The sequence below is a fragment of the Shewanella carassii genome (genome assembly GCF_019670705.1).
GTDB lineage: Bacteria > Pseudomonadota > Gammaproteobacteria > Enterobacterales > Shewanellaceae > Shewanella > Shewanella carassii.
This window is the reverse complement of record NZ_AP024618.1, coordinates 2,135,776-2,154,342: the sequence shown is the minus strand read 5'-3', so window position 1 is coordinate 2,154,342 and position 18,567 is coordinate 2,135,776. Positions and strand designations below refer to the sequence as shown.

Genomic DNA, 18,567 nt, shown 5'->3' with positions numbered 1-18,567 from the left:
TCGGCGTCAACAAACAACTTGTTTAAATATTCACCCACGCGCGAACCCCAAGGCTCATCCTGTGCAGATTAGCAATTGAGAAAACAGATATGCCTCGGCCACCAGCATAGGCTAGATCAGCGAAACTCAAAAAGGCTCGGCTTAAAGACCAAAGAATAAGCTTCCAGAAGATAAAATCATTGGACGCGCCGGAACACTCATCCCTTTCAACGAGTTCAGATATCAACGACGATGGAACTTCGCATCTTGATCGAGACACCACTGCGCCGTTGCGCTCTTATCCTCATTGGGTCGGCCGGTAAGAAGTTCACCATGTTCATTGATGAAATAGACAAACGCCTTGGCATCACCCAGTTCATCCCAGTAGAGCATAGCCTTATCAGCTTCCAAACCTTCACACGTTGTGATTTTTCCACCTACGGACTCGATATAGGCGCTACCCTTGATTTGGCTCAGGGGCGCTCCCGTACATTGGCTGTTGTCATAAAGATTGGCAATACTGTGGTAGCGGTTTTCATCAAAGCGCATGACAAACTCTTTTCCCAGTTTACCGTCACTGAGGCAACCTGTAGTCCATTCCCCTTTGAGCGCATCCGGCATGGCATCATCGCCATGGAACATCAGGAAACCGAGCGTTGCAGCCAGAATAAGCAGCAACATCACACTTAACGATTTGATCATTAACACATCTCTGACAAAGAATTTATCAGGATATTACTCCGCGATGACCCACTTCGCTATCGAACTCATCGCAAATTTACATTGAGTGCGACAAATTGGTTCCGGAGGGTAAACTGTGGCACATTGGAGTAACATACAAGACCACGTCATTTTCTTGCTTAAGCAAACACTTATTGGAGGTTTTTCAGTGTCGGACAAGCATTCAGAGATAGATTTTCGCCGTAAAATTACGGCGCAGCGCCCCTTTGGTAAGCCTGAAGACACCCGGGTAGATAATCCGGAAAAACTGCAACTGGCGCTGGAAAGCGATCGTGGGCGCATCATTAACTCGGCGGCGATCCGCCGCCTTCAGCAAAAGACCCAGGTGTTTCCGCTGGAGCGCAATGCCGCGGTACGCAGTCGCTTGACACACTCGATGGAAGTTCAGCAAGTGGGCCGCTTTATCGCTCAGAAGATATATAAGCAACTGGGTCAGAATGCAGAACGCTGGGGCCTGCAATATCTGGAACGACAACTGGAAACTCTGGTGGAAATGAGCTGTTTGATGCACGATGTGGGCAATCCCCCCTTTGGCCACTTCGGTGAAGCGGCTATCAGCGATTGGTTCGGGCGCCATCTTCCCAAGCTTGCCCCTCAAGGTTTCGCCCAAGCGCATCCGGAACTAATGCAGGATCTGTCCCATTTTGAAGGAAACGCTCAAGGCATTCGCTTGATCCACGCCTTGCTTGGACTGAACCTAACCTACAGCCAGCTTGCCGGTATAATGAAGTACACCCGTCCAGGCACATTGCTCAAAGATGACATTCCACCACATCAAAGCTATCTGATGAAAAAAGTGGGTTATTACGCCAGTGAATCCAGGTTGATTGCCGAGCTTACGGATGCGCTGCAGATAATGCCCGGTTGCCGCCACCCGGTGAGTTACATCATGGAGGCCGCCGATGATATTTCATATTGCCTGGCCGACATTGAAGATGCGGTAGAAAAAGGCATTATAGAGTTAGATACCCTAAAACAGAGTCTGCAGGAGGAGTACCTACGGCAAATAGCCGGTAAAGAATACGCCCACGTTTATAATGATTTTATGAGTAAGGCGATTGAAGCCGCAGACAACAGCGCGCAACATCTTGCAATCAACCAGCAGAGCCAGTTTTTTACCTTTCTCAGGGTTAAACTGATCCATCCCTTGGTCAATCATGCCGCCAAACGCTTTATCGACAATATTGACGCCGTGTACCATGGCAGCTTGAACGAGTCGCTGCTTGAAGACGGCGGTTATCAACACGCTATTACAGAAACCCTCAAGCAAGTCGCCATTAAGCAAGTATTTTGTCACCGAGAAGTCGAAAAGCTTGAACTGCAGGGATACAGGATCATCACAGGCTTACTGGATAACTATCGCTCCCTGCTGGCATTGGGCGAAGATGAGTTTAGCAAACTGGTGCAAGGCCTCCCCAAGACTGCACTCATTGAAACTCGGCTATTCCATAAACTTCCAGGCAAACACCTGGCGACCTACAAACGCGCCACGCAAGCCAAGCAATATCCTGAGTTTTACCATAGATGTCGTTTGTTGCAAGACTACATCAGCGGTATGACAGACCAATATGCCCTAGATGAATACAGGTTGTTGATGGCGCTTGAATAAAACCTACCAAGGTGTGCGGCTCCTTCTGAATGACTCAGTCAAAGATGCCGAAACAGGAAATCGTTACGCCCGGAATTCTTGACCTGATACATCAAGCGATCAGCATCGGCCAGAATCAGTTTGGCATCATGTTTTCCGGGCCCGACATACACGGCACCTATGCTGATACTGACGGCTAGTTTGCCGGCCTTAGTGGCAAAAGGCTGCTGATTGACCGATTTCAATATCATGGAAGTCAGTGTTTGGGCATCGGGCTCAGTCATCCCCTGCAACATGATGCAAAACTCCTCTCCCCCGATGCGTCCAAATACGGCCCCATCGGGCATCACCTTCTCCACAGTCTGCGCCAACAGATTGATGACTTCATCTCCGATATGATGACCATAATTATCATTAATCCGCTTAAAATTATCGATATCAAACAAAAGTAAGGTCAGACTGTCATAGCTTCGACTGTCACACGTTCGCTCCAGCGCATCCATAAAGGCCCGTCGATTAGTTATACCGGTTAAACCATCTGTCGTCGCCCAATAAGCCAGTTCAGCATTTGCGGCTTTCAGTTCAGCGGTTCGAGCAGCAACAGTGCGCCGCAGAGCAACAATATAAATCAGGATCCCGAGCAGGAGTAGCGCAAGTCCGCTTTGCAGCAGATAGCGTGGATAGACAGTTTCCACGTACATCCAACGATTCAGGATCCTCTGATATTCTGAATCGGGAATGCGAGCCAGTCCCTGACGGATTTCCTCCAATAGCGCACGATTGCCCTCTTTCACTGCGGGTCGAATTTGAGCGCTGTAAAGATGACGAACAGGAATAAAACGCGCGGGTTCGCGTGAAGTATAAAGATAAAAATTAGCCACTTGCAGATCGGCAACAAAGACTTTTAACTTGTCATCAAAGGCGGCCTTGAGCATCAATTCGTTACTGGCATAGGTCAATACACTGGCTCGCGGATATTTTTGACGCACAAAGGATTCTTCATAACCGCCCCGCACGACTCCAACCTCACCGCCATTCATGAGATACCCATCGGGCTCAACACCGAGCAACTTTTGATTGAAGAATAACTGGCTTTCTATTCCCAGTAACTCGCGAGCATAATCGAGATAATGCTCTCGCTCCCGAGACCAGAGTAGCCCGGCGTGAATATCGGCCTGCCCATTACGGACCAAATCCAGTGAACCTTGCCAATCTGTCAATATAAAACGTATGTCGACCCGATTGGCCTTGGCATACTCGCGCCAAATATCCACCAAAATACCGCTGGGCTCACCGGCATCATTCAAATAGGAAAAGGGTTTCCAAGAACTGGAATTAGTAATTAATAATTGTCGTTTTTGATGCTGCGGAGTTTGTCCATTTTCATCTGCCGCTTGCAGAGAACCTGGGGACAATATCAAAACCAGTATCAGAGTCGTTAGCGTCATCCATGCCGCAGCGACTGAGCGCGACCACGAAAACAACCTGCTCAGAGCGGGGTCCAAAGCTAAAAAGAAAGGCTTCATGTGGCCGGAATATCCTTAAAAAGCATGAGACTGGCGGGTTCGACCCGGGTTATTGGCCCGGGTTCAAAGAACACTCACCGGAAACACACCAAATATTAACATTCGTTAGGCATTTCCAGCAGTTTTTTTCAGCAGCGACGGATCCTGACTACTTTCATGGTTTCCATCTCAAAACCGGCTACTATGGTTGTTTGCGGGTAATAATCAACCGAAACGCGGGAACCTTTAAGCGAACGGTATTTCTTGGGGCGCTTGAAGCGAAACGGTGCGTCGCAATTTTCCAACATCAGAGTGTGTTGAACCCAGTCGCCCTCGTCTCTTTGGGTGTGGGAAACAACCGTCTTGTCTTCTGTGTGATAAAGTGGTGAGTGTTTTTCTGTCAATACGTCAGCGATTGTCATAGTGCATTTACCTCCGGTAAGTCGCTTCTGACTGTGAATCCAAGGTCCTGACGGGCCCGACCTTGCCCATGTAGGCCCGGGCAGCGGCTTCGCTTTTTGTTCAACCCTCTGATAAGCGCTTGAGGTCTGTTTAAAGAAGACCGTTAGGATGACATGCCAGTCGCGACAAAAAGCTTCCCTGCCGCAACAAATTGGCGGTAACGGTTCGGTTGAGTCTGGGTAAACAGAGCAGCCCGGATACAATGTCCCGGACAAGAGTTAATTCAGAGCGAAAAGACATTGTAGCAAATTCATACAGAAAGATCTTGAGCAAAATCCATACACCACTCTTGAGTGTTCTTGTTGATTCAATTGCGCGGTGCAGCCATTCAAGCTAAAGCTTGATCCAAGGTTTGACTATTTCCCTTTATAAAGTGTTGTCCTCTCGTTGTATTTTGGTAACAATGCGGCATCGAACCGAGCCTTTAGTTGGGTAACATTTGCATGAGAACAACGGAACTCATCCGCCAGACAATCCTGCAGCTGTATCATAAGATCTCGACCTTTGCAGAAAGGTTCCGCACAGGTATCAGTCAATGGCTCGCCAAGCTGAGCACGGCCCAAAAGCTTTACCTGTTGGCGCTATTCAGTCTGCCGTTTTATGAACAACACCCTTCGTTGACAACCCTGCTCACAGTCAGCGCGCTGGTTATTGAGTTTTGGCCACTATTCAACAAACTGTGGCACTCTTTGGCGGGCAAGGCGGTCATTTTGCTGTTTTATGCCACCATAGCCAACTTTTCGCTGGCCAGTAGCGGTGCCATAGTCAATGAAGTCACCGGCGTGTCGGCAGCGCATTTCAACTATACCCATAACTTCGCCCTGTTACTGGAGCTTCCGGTTTGGATGGTGATCACCAGCAGTATCGCCCTGTTGCTGCTGCAGATGTTACTGCCCATCTACCTGGTAGGACTGCTGCTGCTCAAACTGGTGGGGCTTATCGGCTTCAAGTGGCAGCCCAAGTACGCCTATCCTGTGAGCACAGCCTTTCTCAGGCTCATGTTATCGTTTTTAATCTTGCATCATCTGATGTTGCTGGTCGATATGGAGCGTTTCATGGAGAGCCGCTTCAGGGTAGATGACAAGGGTGTCAGCTTCTCCTTTAATGGTCAGTTTAAGCCAAACGAGGATAAAGCAAATGCAAACCTCTCCCCTTTGCATGTACCGGACACCGCCCAAGGAAACGAGGCTTTAAGCGCTCAGCAAGAAGCAAACAAGCTGAATACTGAAGGTCAGGATCCAGCAGGACAGAAATCACAAGCGCAAGAAACGGAAAATAACGAAGCAAAAACAGAAGATGATGCATTGGTATACGCCCGTTTCACCGCCGCCTATAGGCACAAAGTGAGGCAACTTGTGGCCGACTTCGCTTTTGGCATGGAAGCCGATGGCCGCAGTCGCTGCCAGATGTCTGCCAATGCGAGCGGCGTTGAACTCAATGATTACGAGCTGTTGCAGATCTTGCCCGACACCGGCGAGCTTTATGGCTATCGTTTTGAGGTTATTCCCTGTGTCTCGGCTGCATTTCCGCGAACTCAGGTGAGCCCTTCTTCACTGCCGAGCGATTAATCCTGGTATGCAAATCCAGTCTCTAAAGCGGATTATCTCTTAAGTGGATGTTCTCTTTTGTGAATGAGTACTATCGAGTCCGTAAAAAAGCCGCCTCCCGGCGGCTTTTTATCCTTTTATTGTCAGAAGCTTGCCAAGAGTTGCATGCCCGAGAAGGCAGAGTATCCGCGGATCATCACATGATAGGTCGCCGCCTGGGTGACTTGAAAGCTGCAGCTTTCACTATTACCACTCTTGTATGGACGGCAATCATACACAGACGTAAAGGGTGCAGCCCCGGCGCGAACATAGAGATCGGCGTCACCACTGCCACCGCTGGTAACAATATTCAGGCTAGCACCCGCCGGAACCTGGACAGTGAAATGCTGCTCTGAACCCGCACTGCCACTCAAGTTGCTCTTCGGCACGCCATTTTCCAAACAATCGCTGCCACAACCACCACCGGCGTTGTGTGTTGCCGTTAATGTGGCGCCGCTGTATGCACTGTAACCCTGTAGCATCACGTACCAGCGCCCTTCTGCCGGCGAGCTGAAGCTGCAGCTCTCATTATTGCCACTCTTATAGGGGCGGCATTGGTAGCTGTTTAACGTGGGTTTGCTGCCTTGGCTGACATAGAGATCGGCATCACCACTGCCGCCAGCCAGATCTATGTTCAAGTCGGCAGCGCCCGCAGGGACATCGATATAGAAATAGTTGGATGAACCCTGGACACCGCTGACACTGATCCCCACGCCGTTATCCAATGGAGTATCATCCGATGGACAATCATTGCCACAACCGCCGTCATCGCCTGCCAGAGAATAGAGCAGCTTGTTGGGTGAACCTGTCTTGGCATCGCCCACTTTGCCGGATGAGGCGCGGCTTACCAGCAAGTTAGTCAGCTGAGTCGGGCTCAAGGCTGGGTTTTCCGCCAGATAAAGTGCCGCCACCCCGGCCACATGGGGGGATGCCATGGAAGTACCACTAATGGTGTTGGTTGCGCTGTTGGAGTTGTACCAGGCAGAGGTGATTGACGAACCCGGAGCATAGATGTCCAGACAGGTGCCGTAGTTGGAGAAGCTTGAGCGACTGTCGGTGCTGGTGGTAGAGCCCACAGTCACCGCATTGGCGGCCCGCGCCGGTGAATAGTTACAGGCATTACTGTTGTCATTACCCGCTGCCACAACAAAGCTTATCCCGGCCGCTACGGCCGCATTTACTGCATCATCCAGCGCCTGGGAGGCGCCGCCGCCCAAACTCATGTTGGCAACAGAAGGCCCTTGGGCGTTGTTTTTCACCCAGTTGATCCCGGAAATCACGCCGGAGTTGCTACCTGAGCCCGAGCAGTTAAGCACCCTGACCCCGACAATATTGACATTCTTGGCAACCCCATAACTGCTGCCGCCTATGGTACCGGCAACATGGGTACCATGACCGTTACAGTCACTGCTGTCGTTATCGTTATCGATAAAGTCATAGCCACTGCTGGCACGGCCGCCAAACTCATTATGGGTGTTACGTACACCTGTATCGATGACAAAAGCGGTGACGCCGGAGCCATCATAGTCGTAATGGTAGTTACTGTTGAGCGGCAGATCCCGCTGATCTATCCGGTCAAGCCCCCAGGTAGCTCCGCCTTGATCGCCAGCGGCTTCCACCATGGGTTCAATGGACACCCTTTGATCCTGTTCAACATATTTGATGTTGGGATCTTTAAGCAGACTCTGGATCTGAGCCGCATTGGCCTTGACCAATACCCCGTTGAGGCTGTTGCCAAAGTTTTGTCTGACTTCAATGCCGTGTTCGTTGGCAAGCCTTGCCCCCATACTGCTGGCGTAGGCGCTGACACCATTCGGGTCATTAAGGTTGATAACAGCCGGGGTATTGAACACTACAATGTATTGATCTTTGATGGCTTTGGCAGGATTGACCGCATGTAACTGGGCTTGATAGTCCTGTGCCAGAACGAACGGGCTGCTCAGGGCTGCAGCAACTGCAATCGCAATGAAATGTTTCCTTTGCATAATGATTTCCTTGGTTATTATGATTTTGCCTCGAGGGCCGTTTTAACCTAGGACAATTTTCAGCCAGTACATATAACATCATACTGAGTCGGATAAACACTCCGCCCTCAAAATGTAACATTTAAATTACATACGCCCTGCAAAAGTAGTAGAGAGATCCTCCAGGAGTATGATAGATACAAAATGGGGGGCGGTTGCAACGGATCAGCAAATTAATTCAATAAATCATTATGTTAACCATACAAGCAAAACAGATAACTCAGTCAATACCACCACATCGTACTAACTGGCATTGAATACCATCAATCTAAAGTATGATTTTAAGTTCAAGCTTTCAGCGAAAGCCCCTACTCTTCTTGCCCTTGAGTGATGTTTATCAGCGTCAAAGGAGCCCTGTTGATAGATAAACAGTTTGCTCACCAAGCTATGGTGTTCCCCAAGTAGTCGTAAAAGCCGCCACTTTGCGCCTGGCTGAGGTGATCCAGCAGTTGTTTGATGCCAACCGCCGAGGTACGCACATCAATAAGCGCATTGGGGCCGCCCATGCTGGTCTGCACCCAACCTGGATGCAAGGCTACCGCTTTGACACCGGCATCGGCCAAATCTATGGCAAGACTCTTGGTGATCGAGTTAAGCGCGGCCTTGGATGAACGATACAGATAACCACCACCACTCTGGTTGTCGGCCATACTACCGACCTTGGATGAGATATTGGCTATGATGCCTTTTGCTTGGATAAGATGAGGCAGGAAAGCTTCGGCAAGCTTACAAGGCGCTATGCTGTTTACTTCAAACACTGTGCGCCATTCATCCACAGGCAATTGTCCCAACAGCAAGCCTTTGGGGCCATAATAGCCCGCATTGTTGAGCAGGAGATCCAAGCCCCGTCCCTCAAGCTCTTCAGCCAAGTCTGCCACCGCTTCATAGTCGGTCACATCCAGAGCAAACACCTCCAGCCCCTGAAATTCGTTGACCAGTTCCAGTAGTTCATCGGCTGTTTCCGGATCGCGACAACAGGCCAATACGTCCCAACCAGCGGCAAGATAGACTTGGGTCAACGCCAATCCTATGCCGCGGTTGGCACCGGTTATCAATAGTTGTGGCATAGGGTGAATCTCCTTTTACTTAAGAATTTCGGGCTTAGGTTGTCGTCACTCATGAAGCTAACGATCGAGCTTATCATAAGCCTGTTAACTTCCGTTTGGCTTCTGTTGATGAGTCAAATCCTGAGTTACTTTCGCGATGACTCTGGCGGATAAGCGCTTCACCAAGCATGCCAAAGTAATTTGCCAGCGCGTTGAGAATCGCTTGTCTATGAGCCTCATCAGGATAGGCCCCGACATCATTGAGCTGTGAGAAAGTCGTACCCGACACCAGGTATTGGTTCCGTATGTCGGTAAAAGACTCGATAGCGGCTTCAAAGGCCCTGGCCATCAACTCGGTAGGGAGCGAAAAATAGCGCCTGCCATAATGTTTATCCAAGGCGATGGCCCGGCGCACATAGTCACTCGGCTCAAGGCCATCCGGGCTTATCAGCACAGTTTGATATAGGAATGCCAAATGCCGGTTGAGTGGATGGGGTCTAAGCTCGACATCTTTAAGATAGAGGTCACTGCCAAAACCAATAGCACTACCAACACTAAATGCTAAGCCTGAGTCCTGGGAGCAGACTAGCTTGTCGACACTTGAATGAATGCTAAAGGCTACTTTGGCAATATAATGATCAAAGGCGTGCCAAAACTCATGGGCCAAGGCGCCGGCACCGGCATTTTTCGCCAGCGCCAATATCCTTTCATGAGGGGCGTAGTGCGCCTGGACACCTTTCTGGCCGCCGAGACCAAAGTCCAGATTCAGGGTTTGTCTAAGTCCAATGGCGTCCGGCGGTAACTTGAGTATAAAAGCCAGGTCCGCCAGCGAATCAAATATCAGATTGGCAGCCAGCCGTGATTCTTCAGCGCTGACCCACTTGCCTACCCGCACATTGGCAAAGCCGAACTGTTGCTTGATATCGAGAAAACTGACCTGCTCGTCGAAACGATAATCCGGTCCTTCGCGCAAATAGTGGCGGCTTGTCAGCAAAATGCTTGGCTCCCGGTCAATTCTCAACAGAAGCAAGTGTATAACCGAACGCCTTGAAAGTCCCACAAAGGCTTAGGGGCGCTGTAAGAAAATTCAAAAACAAAAAAGGCTCCTCGAGGGAGCCTTTTTTGCACCATTTATAATGGTACCCGAGGACGGACTTGAACCGTCACGCTGTTACCAGCGAGGGATTTTAAATCCCTTGTGTCTACCGATTCCACCACTCGGGCAAACTGTGTAACAAGGAGATATTACCCATTGTCACTGAAAGAGTGGAGGCGCGACCCGGAGTCGAACCGAGATCGACGGATTTGCAATCCGCAGCATAGCCATTCTGCCATCGCGCCCCAAGCCATGAGGCTGGGATTGGAGCGACATATCGGGTTCGAACCGATGACCTGTACCTTGGCAAGGTACCGCTCTACCAACTGAGCTAATGTCGCATCACTTGTTTGCTTCATCTTCCGAGTTGACAATCAACAAAGGTACCAACCTTCTGTTTTATCAACTGAGCTAATGTCGCATGCCTGTTCCGCCATTCAAGCGGAAGCCAGAGTGTTATCCCCTGACTGCGGAATGGCATTCTACCGATTTAAGGCCGGGAGTCAATCGGCAAATCAGCATTTTTATGCCAAAACCACTCGGATGCTGCCAATTTGTTCAAAGTGGGTCAAATTTTCATTATCATGATTAAAATACAATCCGATTCAGTAGCTTGTCAGCGGCTACTCCTACCGAATACCATCATAAAAGTCACAGTGAAACCCCTTGTGAAAAGGCTTGATAGCCGCCCAGGTTAAGCAAAAACATTAAGACTTGGATACAACAAGGCCCGGTACTCAGACCGGGCCTTGGCAGTAAGAGTCGAAATTACTCTTCAGATAGCGGCAGAGTCAGGTAGTTAAGACCCAACATCTTTTGCATCACACCGACTACCTGGCAGCTGTAACCGAACTCGTTGTCGTACCATACATAGAGGATAGCGCGCTTACCGTCGGCGATAGTGGCTTGAGAATCAACCACACCGGCGTAGCGTGAACCCACTAGGTCACAAGACACGATTTCTGTAGACTCGGTGAAGTCCACCTGATTTTGCAGCTCAGAGTGCAGCGCGATATCACGCAGATAAGCGTTCATATCTTCTTTGCTGGTTTCGGCGTTCAGGTTCAGGCTAATGATGGCCATGGACACGTTCGGAGTCGGTACCCGAATCGCGTTACCTGTCAGCTTACCGGAGAGTACCGGCAGCGCCTTGGCAACCGCTTTAGCGGCACCGGTTTCAGTGATCACCATGTTCAGCGGTGCACTGCGACCACGGCGGTCGGCTTTGTGATAGTTGTCGATCAGGTTTTGATCATTGGTATAAGAGTGGATAGTTTCCACGTGACCATTTTCAATACCGTACTTGTCATTAACGGCCTTCAGTACAGGCGTAATGGCGTTGGTAGTACAGCTGGCGGCAGACACAATAACATCTTCCGGCAGAATATCGTTATCGTTAACACCATAAACTATGTTCTTGATGCTGCCCTTGGCAGGGGCAGTCAGCAGAACCTTGGAAGCACCTGGACTCTTGAGGTGCAGACCCAAACCGTCTTCATCTTTCCAGATACCTGTGTTATCGACCACCAGGGCATCGGTAATACCGTACTTGGTGTAATCCACTTCATCGGGTGAGTTGGCGTAAATCACCTGAATATAAGTACCGTTGGCGATGATGGCGTTGTTCTCTTCATCCACCTCGACAGAACCGTTGAAAGGTCCGTGTACTGAATCACGGCGCAGCAGGCTGGCACGTTTTTCCAAATCCCCCTTGCGGCCACCGCGCAGAACAATCGCGCGCAGACGTAGCTTGTTGCTGCGGCCGGTTTTTTCAATCAGCAGACGGGCCAGCAGACGACCGATGCGGCCAAAGCCATAGAGTACAACGTTGCGTGGCTCAACTTCATCTTTGCTTTCGATGGCACTAGCCAGCTCGCGGCTCATATAAGCTTCGATTTCGCTGCCGTCGGTGTGGTTACGCCAGTACTTAACGGCCAGTTTACCTATATCCACTTTGCACTGTTTGACATCCAGTTTGCTCAGGGCTTCTACGAAGGGGAAGCTCTCACGCAGGCGCAGCTTATCGCCCACATGGCGACGAACCAGACGATGGGCCTTGATAATATCGATGGTGGAGGCGATCAGCAGGGGTTTACCATAAACCACCACTTCTACGCCCTGATTGCGATACAACTTGCCCAACAGGGGCTGCATGGCCTCTGCCAGTTCGAAGCGTTCTTGCCAACTTTGTAGGTGTTTATCAGCGCTCATTTACAGATCCTTTATCTCACTTTTCCACTTTATTGCCGGGAAAGGTTTGAGTAACAAAAAGAAAAGACCAATAATCTTAATAACGACAGCTAACCTGCCCCTTTTTGGTCGGCGCTATTGTAATGAAAACTGCTGCGTCAGGCTAGTAGGAGATTTTCGCTAAATCTCTAATTAAATTACAGATTTTATTTAATGGAGCGCATTTTGACGCGTAATCTAGTAATAATTACATCATTTATCCTTTTTTCCGGGGTTACCGGCTGTGATAACCGCCCTAATCCCGCCACTATTTGTAAGAATAATCCCGAACTTTGTGACGATTTACATAAGGACAGCTGGTGCAGACGGGAAAAGGCTAGCCTGATCATTCAGCGCTATCAGGTCAAAACCACGCCGGAGCCCTCAGGAGAGCAGATCTATCGCTTGCTCGTTAATCTGGAAAACTACAACCGCTGTGTGGGGCTTGCCGCCGGAGTACAGCATATTCTCAATCCTGAGCGTACCAATGACAGAGCCAGAGCATTCGGTTTAAGCGCGCAAAGCCTGTCTGAGCTGCAAGCCTCCACCAAGGGCAGCAATGACATCCATATCGCCTTCTATCACTGGGCACATTTGGGTGATGACGCGGCACTCAAGGTATTGCTGGAGGCAGAAAAACAACAACAGCTAGATTCGCCCGAGATCTTGGCCGGGCTTGCGGGCTATTACCTCAAGTTTGATGCGACCAAAGCGAAACAACTCTATCTTAAAGTGTTGGCAAGAAGCACCGAAGAGAACTTCGACCCCGATTGGTTGTTGGGGCTGGCAAGCGCTTTCCGGCAGTTGCAGGATATGGAGCAGGCCTATCTGCTTTCGAGAGCCAATTTGCTTTTGACCGACAATCCGGTCGATGAAGTTCAACTGAAGGCCATGATAGGTAACGATAACCAGTTGAGTACACATTTGGATCAACAAGCAAGCAACCTCGCCGAGGTTCTGAAAAGCGGGGATTATCTTGACAGTGACTGGCCTAAACGGCTGCAAGGCGACGAGGAAAAACAACCAGAGACTGAGCCGACAGAAACACAAGCCCCTGATAGCAACACCACACTCGAACAAACTGACGCAACAGCCGGGCCCCGGTGATGTGCCTATACCGTTATTTAGACGGCAAATACCCGCCAGTTTGTAATTTACGCCGTTCAGTCACACAATTAAAGTATTGTTTCGCGACCGCTGTAATAAAACCACCTAATTTGTTAACGGAATAGCCGGTTACAGCATGAATTAACTTGACGTACTGCGTCATTTTTGTAATTTTACTACCAATTACTGTTTTTACATTCACCAGAGGGATATGAGATGACTATCCGCGTAGCAATTAACGGTTATGGCCGTATCGGACGCAATGTTCTGCGTGCTCTATACGAGAGTGAGAAAGACTATCCAATTCAAATCGTTGCCATCAACGATCTCGGAGATGCTTCCATCAACGCTCACCTGACCAAGTATGACTCTGTTCACGGCCGCTTCAACGCCAAAGTCGAACATGACGACGATGCTATTTATGTCAACGGCGACAAGATCCCGACCTTCCAGGAGCGCGATCCTGCCAAGTTGCCTTGGGCCGAGCTGCAGGTAGACGTAGTCTTCGAATGTACCGGTATCTTCACTTCCAAAGAAGCGGTACAACCACACCTGGATGCCGGCGCCAAGAAGGTTATCATCTCAGCTCCCGGCAAGAATGTTGATGCCACTGTGGTATACGGGGTTAATAACCAGGAAATCACCAAAGAGATGACTGTTATCTCCAATGCTTCCTGTACCACTAACTGTCTGGCGCCTGTGGCCAAGCCATTGAACGATGCCATCGGCATTGAGTCCGGCCTGATGACCACTATTCACGCCTACACCAATGACCAGCGTCTGTCTGATGTGTATCACAGCGATATGCGTCGTGCCCGTGCGGCGGCTCTGTCGATGATCCCAACCAAAACAGGTGCCGCGGCGGCTGTTGGTTTGGTTGTACCTGAGCTTCAGGGCAAATTCGACGGCCTAGCGGTTCGGGTTCCGACTGTCAACGTGTCTCTGGTTGACCTGTCCTTTATCGCTTCCCGCGACACCACAGTGGAAGAAGTTAACGCCATCATAGAAGCGGCTGCCAAGACTTCCCCCATGAATGAAGTGCTGGCGGTAAACAAGGAGCCTCTGGTTTCCATCGACTTCAACCACAACGCCTTCTCGTCCAACTTCGACGCCACCCAGACTCGCGTCAAGGGACGTCTGGTGAAAGTCATGGCCTGGTACGACAACGAGTGGGGTTTCAGCAACCGTATGCTGGACAACGCCGTTGCCTTGATGACAGCCAAGTAATCCGAGTTCAAAGCCAAACGCCTGCCAAGTGCAGGCGTTTTTTATGCCAGTTACTCTGTCTTGCCAAGGCCGAGGTCTTTCTCAAGCGACCATAGCCCGTTTTTATCCGTCTCTCAACAGTGCTTTCACTCCATATCTCCTTGCTTCTTCATTGCCCATGCAATACTTGATGCAAAGCAGCGGATTTCCATTTTCGACAAGCACCATCAAGCACATTTCACTTCCGGAAAATAAAGTCCCTACTTAGACTCAGGTTAAAAGCCGTTTCAATTATTGTGTTTGAAAGCCAATTCGGCCATTGCGCCGGTTAGCGCCTTGCTTTTAGCGGAGTCTCACTATGGACAATCAATTTCTCAGTCTTATTACCGATCCCTTGCTTGACCCCAAGCAAAAGACCCTGGCGTTGGCCGGTGCCGCCGATGCCAGTATTCCCTATCTGCCTCGCAGTGAAGCACTGACCCAAGCCATGGATAAAGGCATTATCTGCGATATGTTTGAGGGTCATGCCCCGTTCAAACCCAGATATGTTTTGCCCGATTACCAACGTTTTCTAGAGCAAGGCTCCGAGTACCTGGAGTTGACACCGGCCGAAGATCTGGATGATGCCCTGATGAAGCTGATGGTGCTGTATCACCATGTGCCGTCAGTCACCAATATCCCTGTGTTTCTTGGCTATCTCGATAGTTTATTGTTGCCTTACTGCCAGGATATCAGTGATGACGCCTTGTATCAGAAACTGAAACGCTTCTGGATCCAGTTGGATCGCACCCTGCCGGACGCCTTTATGCATGCCAACATAGGCCCAGAGGACAACCGTGTCTGCCGCACTATTTTGCGCATTGATGCCGAGCTCAAGCAGGTGGCTCCCAATCTAACCTTTATGTATGACCCCAAGCGCACCCCCAAAGCGCTGCTGCGACTGGCAACAGACAATATCATTGCCTGCAGTAAACCTCACATTGGCAACTGGCCGATACATGCCCAGACCTTTGCCTGTGCTCCCGGTGAGGCGCCAAATCAAACGTTCGGCATTGTCAGCTGTTATAACGCGCTCCCCACCCGAGGCGGCGCCAATACTCTGGTCAGACTTAACCTCAAAGCCGTCGCCGAAGAAGCCGGTACCCTGGAGGAAATGCTCGAGCGCACCCTGCCCCATTACTGCAACCTTATGTATGAACTGATTGAGCTACGCTGTGAGTTTTTACACCGCCGGTCCCATTTCTTCGACTCTTTCCTGGTAAAAGAAGGCCTCATTGACGAATCCCGCTTTGCGCCCATGTTCGGCGTTTATGCCATGGCCGAAGCCGTCAATCATCTGCAGCAGTTGGCAGGTATGAGTGGCGAATATGGTCACAGTGAGCAGGCCAATGCGCTCGGTTTAGCCATTAGCCGCGCGCTCAGTGACAGAGTGACCACTACCCAAGTCAGTTTTGGCTTTAATGGCCGCGCCTTACTTCATGCCCAGGGGGGCCTTTCCATCGACAAAGGCACCACTCCGGGAGTCAGAATAGCCTACGGCCACGAGCCGGATCCTGTCACTCATGTGTTGGCGCTGGCGCCGCAACACGCTTTCTATCCTTCCGGGATCAGCGAGATCCTGACCCTGGATGAAACCATCAAGGCCAATCCTGAAGCCCTGCTTGAGCTGTGTATTGGCGCCCTGGATGCCGGCTTTCGTGAATTTACCGCCAATACCGCCGATACCGATCTGGTGCGCATCACAGGTTATATGGTGAAAAAGTCGCAGATCGCCAGTTACCGCCAACAAGGCTCACGTACCAACACCACCTTTCTGGGCACAGAAGCCAGTGAAACCACGGCCGTGACCCAAAGGGCACCGCGGGTAGTGAGCGCCGAGTTCCATGCCGCCGACAAGTCCCAGGTGTAAGGACGCAAGCTATGAAGAGTGCAGCCCCGGGAATAGGAATATTTGATAGCCCGTCTAATCATTCTGAGCTTAATCGCGATGAGCTGAATGGGCGTCAGTCGAATCGCCGTGAGTTAAATAGCGGCGACACTGGCACTTCGGCATTGACTATAAGTTCCGAGGTTGCCAGTGCCGACGTCGCCAGAGTGTTGCCCTTCTCGACCGTTGATGGCCCGGGCAATCGCATGGTGTTTTTCCTTCAGGGTTGCAACTTTCGCTGCCCCGGTTGCCATAATCCGGAAACCATCACTCTGTGTGACGCCTGCCAGGAGTGTATTACGCACTGCCCGGCAGGTGCCTTGAGCCTAAAATCAGCTGCGGCTGACATTCAAGCAATTTCAAATAGCAAGGCATCTCTCAGGCTTGCCTGGGATAGTACAAGCTGCATCGGCTGCAACACCTGTCTCGATGTTTGCCCTTCGAGCAGCCAGCCCAAGACCCAACGCCTGTCAGTCGAAACAGCGTTGGCGCTGGTTAAAAGGCAGAAAGCTTTTATCCGCGGTATCACCTTGAGTGGTGGAGAGGCCAGCTTGCAACTGAACTTCGTCACTAACCTGTTTAAGGCCATTAAACAAAGCCCAGAGCTCAAACACCTGACTTGTCTTTTGGATACCAATGGCAGCCTGGGAGAAGGTGGTTGGCAGCGTCTGCTCCCTTGGCTTGATGGCGCCATGGTTGACCTGAAAGCCTGGGATGAGCCGGCTCACCGACGACTGACAGGCCGTGGCAATATCAAGGTCAAGCAGAGCCTGCAACTGCTGGCCGAAGCGGGAAAACTGGCGGAAATCAGGCTACTGGAAGTTCCCGGAAAAAGTGATTATTGGCAGCACTTTGACGCTCTGGCGTTGTTTTTGCTCGACTTGCAACGCTGGCAAGCGCTGAAGGGGGAGCCGATGCGGCTACGCCTAAACGGTTACAATCATCATGGTGTCAAAGGCGAGGCCTTGCGCTGGCCCAAGGCGAGCCAACAGCAGATTAATGATCTGGCCAAGGCGCTTAGCCGTGCCGGCATAGCCAATATCAGTCTGCCACCGGTTAACCTTGGCTGATGGACTGCTTAAAGCCACTCAGCAGGGTTGCTTTTAGCCATTGTAGCGCCGGATCCCGGCTACCACTTTGATGATGCACCATGCTATAGCCCACCTTGCCATAGGCAAAGGGCAATGGCTTAACCACCATGCTGCTTGCCTGCGCCGCCATTGAAGCCCACAGCGCCGAGCAGGTAAACAGCAAGTCCGAGTGGCGGCAGATACTGGCGGCGGCGCCGAAGTCGGCGACTTCCATCGCCAGCTCCCGCCTGCGGCTCAATTGTGCTAATGACTGCTCGAAAAAGGGTTGCTGCAGATCGGCATCCAAGATGCCCACATGGGCGAAGCTCAGATAGGCATCCAGCGTCAGCTCTTTTGCCGCCAGCGGGTGATCGGCCCGCATCAGGCAACACATCTCGTCCTCTGCCAAACGTTCCCAAATCAGTTCGTTGCGGCCAGTTGGCGGCTGTCCCAAGTCGTGAGGCAGAACCAGCAAGTCCACCCGTCCTTCACACAGGGATTGAAACCCCGTGCTCTCTTTGGCATGCACCGCCAGTGTCATTCCCGGCGCCCGCTGCTGCACGCTGGCGATAGCGCTCGCAAGCAGTTCGAAGCTGCTTTCCCTCAGCGCCAAATTCATCCGCCCTTGAAATCTTTCCGGGCGAAAGCCCTCTTCGGTAAACAGGTTATCCATCTCTCTGAGCATGGCGCTGATAACCGGCCCGAGTCGTTTGGCCTTGGCAGTCGGCAACAGCTGATTCCCCTGACGGTAGAAGAGCTCATCGTCGAGGCAATCCCTGAGCTGGGAGAGTATTTTGCTGACCGCCGAAGGGCTCAAACACAGACGCGTGGCCGCCTGGGTGACGCTTTGCTGTTCCAGCAGTTGTCTGAGCACCAGAAGATGACGGAAATTGATGCGGGATAAGCGGACGATATCACTCATTCTGGCTGTATTTCACCTTGGCGGGGTTTAACCTTGACGGAATAAGCCAAGGTTAAACCATAACGGAATGAAGTTCTGC

General features: G+C 50.9%; 14 protein-coding genes and 3 tRNA genes. 6 read left to right on the top strand and 11 right to left on the bottom strand.

All coding sequences use genetic code 11. The features are described 5' to 3' along the window. Window positions 1-222: 222 nt before the first annotated feature. Window positions 223-681, bottom strand: a complete 459-nt coding sequence (locus K5621_RS09805) for a hypothetical protein (RefSeq protein WP_100143607.1) — start codon at window positions 679-681, stop codon at window positions 223-225. Between the two features lie 187 nt (window positions 682-868). On the opposite strand from K5621_RS09805, the gene dgt reads away from it, so the two are divergent. Further along, window positions 869-2,329: a dGTPase gene (gene dgt, locus K5621_RS09800; protein WP_280638589.1), complete on the top strand. Its 1,461-nt coding sequence runs from the start codon at window positions 869-871 to the stop codon at window positions 2,327-2,329. A 38-nt stretch (window positions 2,330-2,367) separates the two neighbouring features. Here the strand turns inward: dgt and K5621_RS09795 are convergent, their stop codons facing one another. Together K5621_RS09795 and K5621_RS09790 are read right to left on the bottom strand one after the other, a co-directional pair. Continuing rightward, entirely contained in the window at window positions 2,368-3,834 is a 1,467-nt protein-coding gene (locus K5621_RS09795) for a transporter substrate-binding domain-containing diguanylate cyclase (protein ID WP_221051062.1), read from the bottom strand. Between the two features lie 128 nt (window positions 3,835-3,962). Further along, window positions 3,963-4,235 carry a hypothetical protein gene (locus K5621_RS09790; RefSeq protein ID WP_100143606.1) on the bottom strand — a complete coding sequence of 91 codons (273 nt, stop codon included), beginning with the start codon at window positions 4,233-4,235 and terminating at the stop codon, window positions 3,963-3,965. A gap of 483 nt (window positions 4,236-4,718) precedes the next feature. Between K5621_RS09790 and K5621_RS09785 the strand changes: the two genes are divergently transcribed. Beyond that, window positions 4,719-5,843: a hypothetical protein gene (locus K5621_RS09785; protein WP_100143605.1), complete on the top strand. Its 1,125-nt coding sequence runs from the start codon at window positions 4,719-4,721 to the stop codon at window positions 5,841-5,843. A 122-nt stretch (window positions 5,844-5,965) separates the two neighbouring features. Here K5621_RS09785 and K5621_RS09780 read toward each other — a convergent pair whose 3' ends face one another. From K5621_RS09780 to K5621_RS09750, 7 genes are all read right to left on the bottom strand, one after another. Then, window positions 5,966-7,846, bottom strand: a complete 1,881-nt coding sequence (locus K5621_RS09780) for a S8 family peptidase (protein WP_221051061.1) — start codon at window positions 7,844-7,846, stop codon at window positions 5,966-5,968. A gap of 416 nt (window positions 7,847-8,262) precedes the next feature. Next, complete coding sequence (locus K5621_RS09775; RefSeq protein WP_100143603.1) at window positions 8,263-8,952, bottom strand: SDR family oxidoreductase; 690 nt, start codon at window positions 8,950-8,952, stop codon at window positions 8,263-8,265. A 73-nt stretch (window positions 8,953-9,025) separates the two neighbouring features. Further along, window positions 9,026-9,925, bottom strand: coding sequence for a CLCA_X family protein (locus K5621_RS09770; RefSeq protein WP_221051060.1), 900 nt, complete (start codon window positions 9,923-9,925; stop codon window positions 9,026-9,028). A gap of 143 nt (window positions 9,926-10,068) precedes the next feature. After that, window positions 10,069-10,155 (bottom strand) — tRNA-Leu (locus tag K5621_RS09765). Window positions 10,156-10,198: 43 nt separating this feature from the next. Continuing rightward, window positions 10,199-10,272 (bottom strand) — tRNA-Cys (locus K5621_RS09760). 20 nt (window positions 10,273-10,292) lie between these two features. Further along, window positions 10,293-10,368, bottom strand: a tRNA-Gly gene (locus tag K5621_RS09755). A gap of 427 nt (window positions 10,369-10,795) precedes the next feature. Beyond that, a complete protein-coding gene (locus tag K5621_RS09750; protein ID WP_221051059.1) occupies window positions 10,796-12,238 on the bottom strand; it encodes a glyceraldehyde-3-phosphate dehydrogenase in 1,443 nt (480 codons plus the stop codon). Window positions 12,239-12,442: 204 nt separating this feature from the next. Here K5621_RS09750 and K5621_RS09745 point away from each other — a divergent pair, with 204 nt between their 5' ends. The 4 genes from K5621_RS09745 (at window position 12,443) to K5621_RS09730 (ending at window position 17,566) form a co-directional block, all read left to right on the top strand. Beyond that, entirely contained in the window at window positions 12,443-13,363 is a 921-nt protein-coding gene (locus K5621_RS09745; protein ID WP_245003159.1) for a DUF2989 domain-containing protein, read from the top strand. 216 nt (window positions 13,364-13,579) lie between these two features. Then, window positions 13,580-14,590 (top strand): type I glyceraldehyde-3-phosphate dehydrogenase, encoded by a 1,011-nt coding sequence (gap, locus tag K5621_RS09740; RefSeq protein WP_221051057.1) that lies wholly within the window; start codon window positions 13,580-13,582, stop codon window positions 14,588-14,590. Window positions 14,591-14,927: 337 nt separating this feature from the next. Then, window positions 14,928-16,478 carry a YjjI family glycine radical enzyme gene (locus tag K5621_RS09735; protein ID WP_221051056.1) on the top strand — a complete coding sequence of 517 codons (1,551 nt, stop codon included), beginning with the start codon at window positions 14,928-14,930 and terminating at the stop codon, window positions 16,476-16,478. A gap of 11 nt (window positions 16,479-16,489) precedes the next feature. Next, window positions 16,490-17,566, top strand: a complete 1,077-nt coding sequence (locus K5621_RS09730) for a YjjW family glycine radical enzyme activase (RefSeq protein ID WP_221051055.1) — start codon at window positions 16,490-16,492, stop codon at window positions 17,564-17,566. On the opposite strand, the gene K5621_RS09725 is transcribed toward K5621_RS09730, so the two are convergent. Further along, window positions 17,553-18,488 (bottom strand): LysR family transcriptional regulator, encoded by a 936-nt coding sequence (locus K5621_RS09725; protein ID WP_221051054.1) that lies wholly within the window; start codon window positions 18,486-18,488, stop codon window positions 17,553-17,555. The genes K5621_RS09730 and K5621_RS09725 overlap by 14 nt on opposite strands. Window positions 18,489-18,567 lie beyond the last annotated feature (79 nt).